Origin of the sequence: Kitasatospora sp. NPDC048194, assembly GCF_043202455.1 — a bacterium.
Classification (GTDB): domain Bacteria; phylum Actinomycetota; class Actinomycetes; order Streptomycetales; family Streptomycetaceae; genus Kitasatospora.
The window spans coordinates 1-5,226 of record NZ_JBIDAK010000067.1 but is presented as its reverse complement, the minus strand read 5'-3'; the positions used below and the strand labels follow the sequence as shown (position 1 = coordinate 5,226).

General features: G+C 71.6%; 3 protein-coding genes and 1 pseudogene. All 4 read left to right on the top strand.

Annotated elements, in window-relative coordinates:
* A pseudogene (locus ACGF07_RS35490) lies at nucleotides 1-99 on the top strand (ATP-binding protein); the annotation flags it as partial.
* A 413-nt stretch (nucleotides 100-512) separates the two neighbouring features.
* Complete coding sequence (locus tag ACGF07_RS35485) at nucleotides 513-3,902, top strand: nitrate- and nitrite sensing domain-containing protein (protein ID WP_392905794.1); 3,390 nt, start codon at nucleotides 513-515, stop codon at nucleotides 3,900-3,902.
* Nucleotides 3,903-3,912: 10 nt separating this feature from the next.
* The gene (locus ACGF07_RS35480; protein ID WP_030291361.1) at nucleotides 3,913-4,326 is read left to right on the top strand and encodes a roadblock/LC7 domain-containing protein; all 414 of its coding nucleotides are present in this window, start codon (nucleotides 3,913-3,915) and stop codon (nucleotides 4,324-4,326) included.
* Between the two features lie 161 nt (nucleotides 4,327-4,487).
* A complete protein-coding gene (locus ACGF07_RS35475) occupies nucleotides 4,488-5,183 on the top strand; it encodes a DUF742 domain-containing protein (RefSeq protein WP_392905792.1) in 696 nt (231 codons plus the stop codon).
* Nucleotides 5,184-5,226 lie beyond the last annotated feature (43 nt).

Sequence of the window (5,226 nt, the reverse complement as noted above, 5' to 3'; positions counted from 1 at the left end):
ACCACCCCCATCATCACCCTCGACGCCCGCCGCCGCGACAGCGCCAAGAGCGCCCTCATCACCCTCGTCGAACACGCCCTCCTCGCCCGACTCCGCTGACGCGGGTCCGGGCCGGGAGGGAACCGACCAGCCCCGGCGGACCGTCACACTGACGGGCCGCCGGGGCGGTGACGCTTACCGGCCGGTGTCCTCCGGGCGCCCCCCGCAAGGCCCGTGTATAAGCGGTGGATAACAGTTCGGTAGGCATTTTGTGATCAACAATGACGCAGCGTGGCGAAATAGCGTCACTCAGCGCCAGGTGACCACGGTTTTGCTCCGCCATGTCACCGATTGTCCGGATTGTGCCGACGCGGGTGCTGCACCGGGTCTGTTTGTCCCCCATCCCTGCACGTGCTGAAATTCCAGCTACCCCTGAACATCCCGTCGCCGGTCCGTCCGGTGCCGGGCCAGGGCCCCGGGGGTAGCGCTGGATTGATCCATGGCCGGCAAGTCGGCCGAGAGGTAGTTGTCGAGTGAGGCGTAAGCAGCAACCCGCCCCGCAGCGGCGCTCCGAGCCCCGCCAGAGCGAGCCGCACGGTACCGCCGCGGACCAGGCCGGATTCTCCGCGTTCACTCCCGCCGAGGAGCGCTCCCAGACCGCCCCGGCAACCAAACCGCTGACGACGGCCGGCGAGCCGCGCGGCGGAGCCGGCTCACCCGGCGACGGCGGCTCCAGCCGGTACGACTTCCTCCGCCCGCGCAACTGGCGCGTGCCGACCCGCCTGATCGCGATCCTGCTGATCCCCGTGATCATCAGTCTCGTCTTCGGCGGTCTGCGCGTTAACACCTCGGTGGACGGCTACATCAAGGCGTCCCGCGCCGAGAAGACGGCCGAGCTCGCCAAGGCGGCGACCGAACTCGCCGAGGCGCTCGAGAACGAGCGCGACAAGACCCTGATACCCCTGATGACCGGGCAGGACCCGAACAACGAGGTCGCCAAGCGCCGCGCGGACACCGACGCCGCGCTGAAGGCCTACAACGCCGCGTACGAGGCCTCCGACAAGAGCGGTGAGCTCCCCCGCCGCCACGAGGCCTTCCAGACCCTCGTGGTGGACCTGCCGCACCTGCGCGCCGCCGCGTACGGCAAGGAGCTGTTCGCGAGCGCCACCGCCAACGCCTACTCGACGATGTTCGCGCCGCTGCTGGCGTACGACAACTCGGTCGGCATGGGCTCGTCCAACGCCACGAGCAAGGGCCGCGCGATCTACGCGATGTCGCTGGCGAAGGCCTCCGCCTCGACCCAGCGCTCGCTGATGCTGAGCCTGCTGGTCGGCATCTCCCAGGGCGCGACGACGCGCTACGAGAACCAGGACATGACCCAGGCGATCCTGGTGTCCGAGAAGCTCGAGCAGGTCTCGCTCAGCGAGTTCACCACCGGTAGCGCCCCCGAGGACGTCAAGAAGTACGCCGACGCGCAGGTCGCCCTGGCCTCCGCCCAGGACCGCTCGGCCTACAAGATGCCCAACGGCACCGCGCCCACCATGCAGGGCCTGCTGGCGCTCGCCGGCAACTACGCCGAGGCCGCCGCCGCGGGCCAGGCCAAGGGCAAGGCCGCCGCCGACGCCGCGTACGCCGAGGCCAAGAACGCCGGTCTGACCCCGGACAACTGGAACCAGGCCGCCGGCACCCACATCCAGGCCCTGCGGAACACCGAAGTCGTGCTGCTGGACGACGTCCTCACCGACTCCCGCAACCTCAAGGACAACGCGCTCTACGACGCGATCCTCAACACGGTCATCGTCGTCGCCGCGCTGATCCTGGCCGGCCTGCTGACCGGCTACGTCGCCCGCTCGATGATCCTCGGCATGCGCACCCTGCGCAGCGCCGCCCTGGAGATCGCCGACCACCGCCTGCCGGACCTGGTCGAGAAGCTCTCCAAGACCGACCCGGACCGGGTCGACACCTCGGTCACCGCGATCCCGCTGCACGGCAAGGACGAGATCGGCGAGGTCGCCCGGGCCTTCGACCAGGTCCACCAGCAGGCCGTGGCGCTCGCCGCCGAGCAGGCGCTGCTGCGAGGGAACGTCAACGCGATCTTCACCAACCTGTCGCGTCGCAGCCAGGGCCTGATCCAGCGCCAGCTGGCGCTGATCACCGACCTCGAGAACAACGAGGCCGACCCGGACCAGCTGGAGAACCTCTTCAAGCTGGACCACCTGGCGACCCGCATGCGCCGCAACGGTGAGAACCTGCTCGTCCTCGCGGGCGAGGAGGCCGGCCGCCGCTGGAACACCCCGGTCCCGCTGGTCGACGTGCTCCGCGCCGCCGCGTCCGAGGTGGAGCAGTACGAGCGCGTCGAGCTGTCCGGCATCCCCGAGGTCGAGGTCGTCGGCGCCGCCGTGACCGACCTCGTCCACCTGCTCGCCGAGCTGCTGGAGAACGCCACCTCGTTCTCCAGCCCGCAGACCCGGGTCCTGGTCAACGCGACCCGCCTGCCGGACGGCCGCGTCCTGGTCGAGATCCACGACAAGGGCATCGGCCTCACCGCCGACGACTTCGCCGAGATCAACGAGAAGCTGGCCGAGCCGCCCACGGTCGACGCCACCATCTCCCGCCGCATGGGCCTCTTCGTGGTCGGTCGGCTCTCCCAGCGGCACGACATCCGCGTCCAGCTCCGCCCGTCGGGCGAGTCGGCCGGCACCACCTCGCTGGTCATGCTCCCGCCGTTCGTCACCCAGGCCGGCGCCGCGCCGGAGCCGGAGGAGCAGTTCACCGTCTCCCGGATCTTCGCGGACCAGGAGCCGACCTCCGAGTGGGCCCCCGAGGAGCGCTCCCGCAGCGCCGCCGAGCTGGGCTTCGACGACCACCTCACCGGCATCGGCAACTCCGGCTCCTCCGGCTTCAGCCCGGCCCTGGAGGCCGTCCAGCGCTCGCAGCGCCTCGACCAGGTCCGCCGTGCGGCCCTGGAGGGCGGCCCGCAGGCGCCGGTCGTCGACGCCGAGGTCGAGGAGGACTACCAGGACGGCTACGGCCAGTACCCCCAGCAGGGCTACGACCAGCAGGGCGGCTACCCCGACGACCAGTACGGCGCCGACGACCAGTACGGCGCCGACGACCGGTACGGCTACGACCAGGGCGGCTACCAGCAGGACGAGTACGCCCAGGACGGCTACGGCCAGTACCCCCAGCAGGGCTACGACCAGCAGGGCGGCTACTCCGACGGCCAGTACGGCGCCGACGACCGGTACGGCTACGACCAGGGCGGCTACCAGCAGGACGAGTACGGCCGGGACGGCTACGGCCGCCAGGCCGACGAGGCCCCGGCCGGCCACCCGTACGCCCCGGAGCCGCCGGCGCTGCCCGCCGCGGACTCCTCCGCCACCCTGCCGTCCGGGCTGCCCCAGCGCCGCCCCGGCCAGCAGCTGGCGGCCGGCGGCCTCGGCACCACCCCGGCCGCCGCCTCGCCGGGCGAGAGCCCCAACTGGTTCGCCGGTGCCAAGGACACCTCCTCGCCCCAGGAACCGCGCGGCCACGACGTGTCCGCACTCGGCGGGTACGGCCCGACCGGCCCGACCGCCAACAGCGCCTGGCAGTCGCCGAACGACGGCAACTGGCAGCGCGCCGAGCAGGTGCGCGAGCCCTCGACCAGCGGCACCACCGGTGCCGGTCTGCCCCGGCGGGTGCCGCGGCAGAACCTGGTGCCCGGCAACGCCAAGCCCACCCCGCAGGAGGGGCCGCAGGTCTCCCGCAGCCCCGAGGAGGTCCGTGGCCGCCTCACCAACCTGCGCCGCGGTGTCGAGCAGGGCCGCAGCGCCGGCAACACCGGAAGCTTCCGGATCGACCCCGATCAGGTAGACCAGTCCGGCAACGGACAGAACCGGAGCACCGATCTCTTCGGCGGCTCGAACCACCAGGAGCGTTGAGTTGACTCAGATGAGCCAGGCCGCACAGAACCTGAACTGGCTGATCACCAATTTCGTGGACAACACCCCCGGGGTGTCCCACACCGTGGTGGTCTCCGCGGACGGCCTCCTGCTGTGCATGTCGGAGGGCTTCCCCCGGGACCGCGCCGACCAGCTCGCCGCCGTCGCCTCCGGCCTCACCTCCCTCACCTCCGGCGCCAGCCGGATCTTCGAGGGCGGCGAGGTCAACCAGACCGTCGTCGAGATGGAGCGCGGCTTCCTGTTCCTCATGGCCATCAGCGACGGCTCCGCCCTCGCCGTCCTGGCCGCCCCCGACTCCGACATCGGCCTCGTCGGCTACGAGATGGCGCTGCTCGTCGACCGGGCCGGCGCCGTCCTCACCCCCGCACTCCGCGCGGAACTCCAGGGCAGTCTCCTGCACTGACGGTTCGTCGGATACCGTCCAGGTATTCGAAGTACCTCCGCGTCCTTCCCGGGCCCGCTTCGGCGGGCTCGGGTTCGGACGTTGTACGGCCTTCGCACCACAGGCTCCGGACTCGTACCGAAGCTCGCACCGCACCGCCGCACCCTGTGAGGAGAGGAACCGTGACACCGCCCGACGACCGTAGCGGCCAGTACGGCGTTCCGTACCCCGGCACAGGCCATGACGCCTTCGGAGCACCCGGCGTCGGCCACGGTCAGCAATACGGCCGGCCCCAGTACGGGCAGCACCAGCAGCACCCGTACCCCGGGGCCGAGGAGCAGTACGGCCAGTTCGACCAGTACGCCCGGCAGCAGCCCGCCTTCGACGGCCGGCCGCCCGGCTACCCCGCCCAGGCGTCCGGGCAGGTGCCCGGTCAGGCTCCGCACCAGGCACCCGGCCAGGGGCCCGGTCAGGCACCCGGCTACCAGCCGGCCCAGGAGCCCGGGCACGTCGAGGAGGCGGAGGACGAGCCCGACTCCGGCCCGCTGATCCGGCCGTTCGCGATGACCGGTGGTCGCACCCGGCCGCGCTACGAGCTCGCGCTGGAGGCCCTGGTCTCCGCCGACGTCGACCCGCAGCGCCTGGCCACCCTGCTCCCCGAGCACCAGCGGATCTGCACGCTGTGCACGGAGGTCAAATCCGTCGCGGAGGTGTCGGCGCTGCTCTCCCTTCCCCTGGGAGTGGCCCGCATCCTCGTGGCCGACCTGGCCGAGGCCGGCCTGGTCGCCATCCACCAGCCCGCTTCCGGCGGCGAATCCGGAAACCAGCCCGACGTCACGCTGCTCGAAAGGGTCCTCAGTGGACTTCGCAAGCTCTAACGCGGCCGCCCCCACCCGCGCCACCACCTCCGCGAAGATCGTC

Coding starts and splice junctions, on each gene's coding strand:
- ACGF07_RS35480 (WP_030291361.1), top strand. CDS start 3,913: ATGAGCCAGGCCGCACAGAACCTGAACTGGCTGATCACCAATTTCGTG.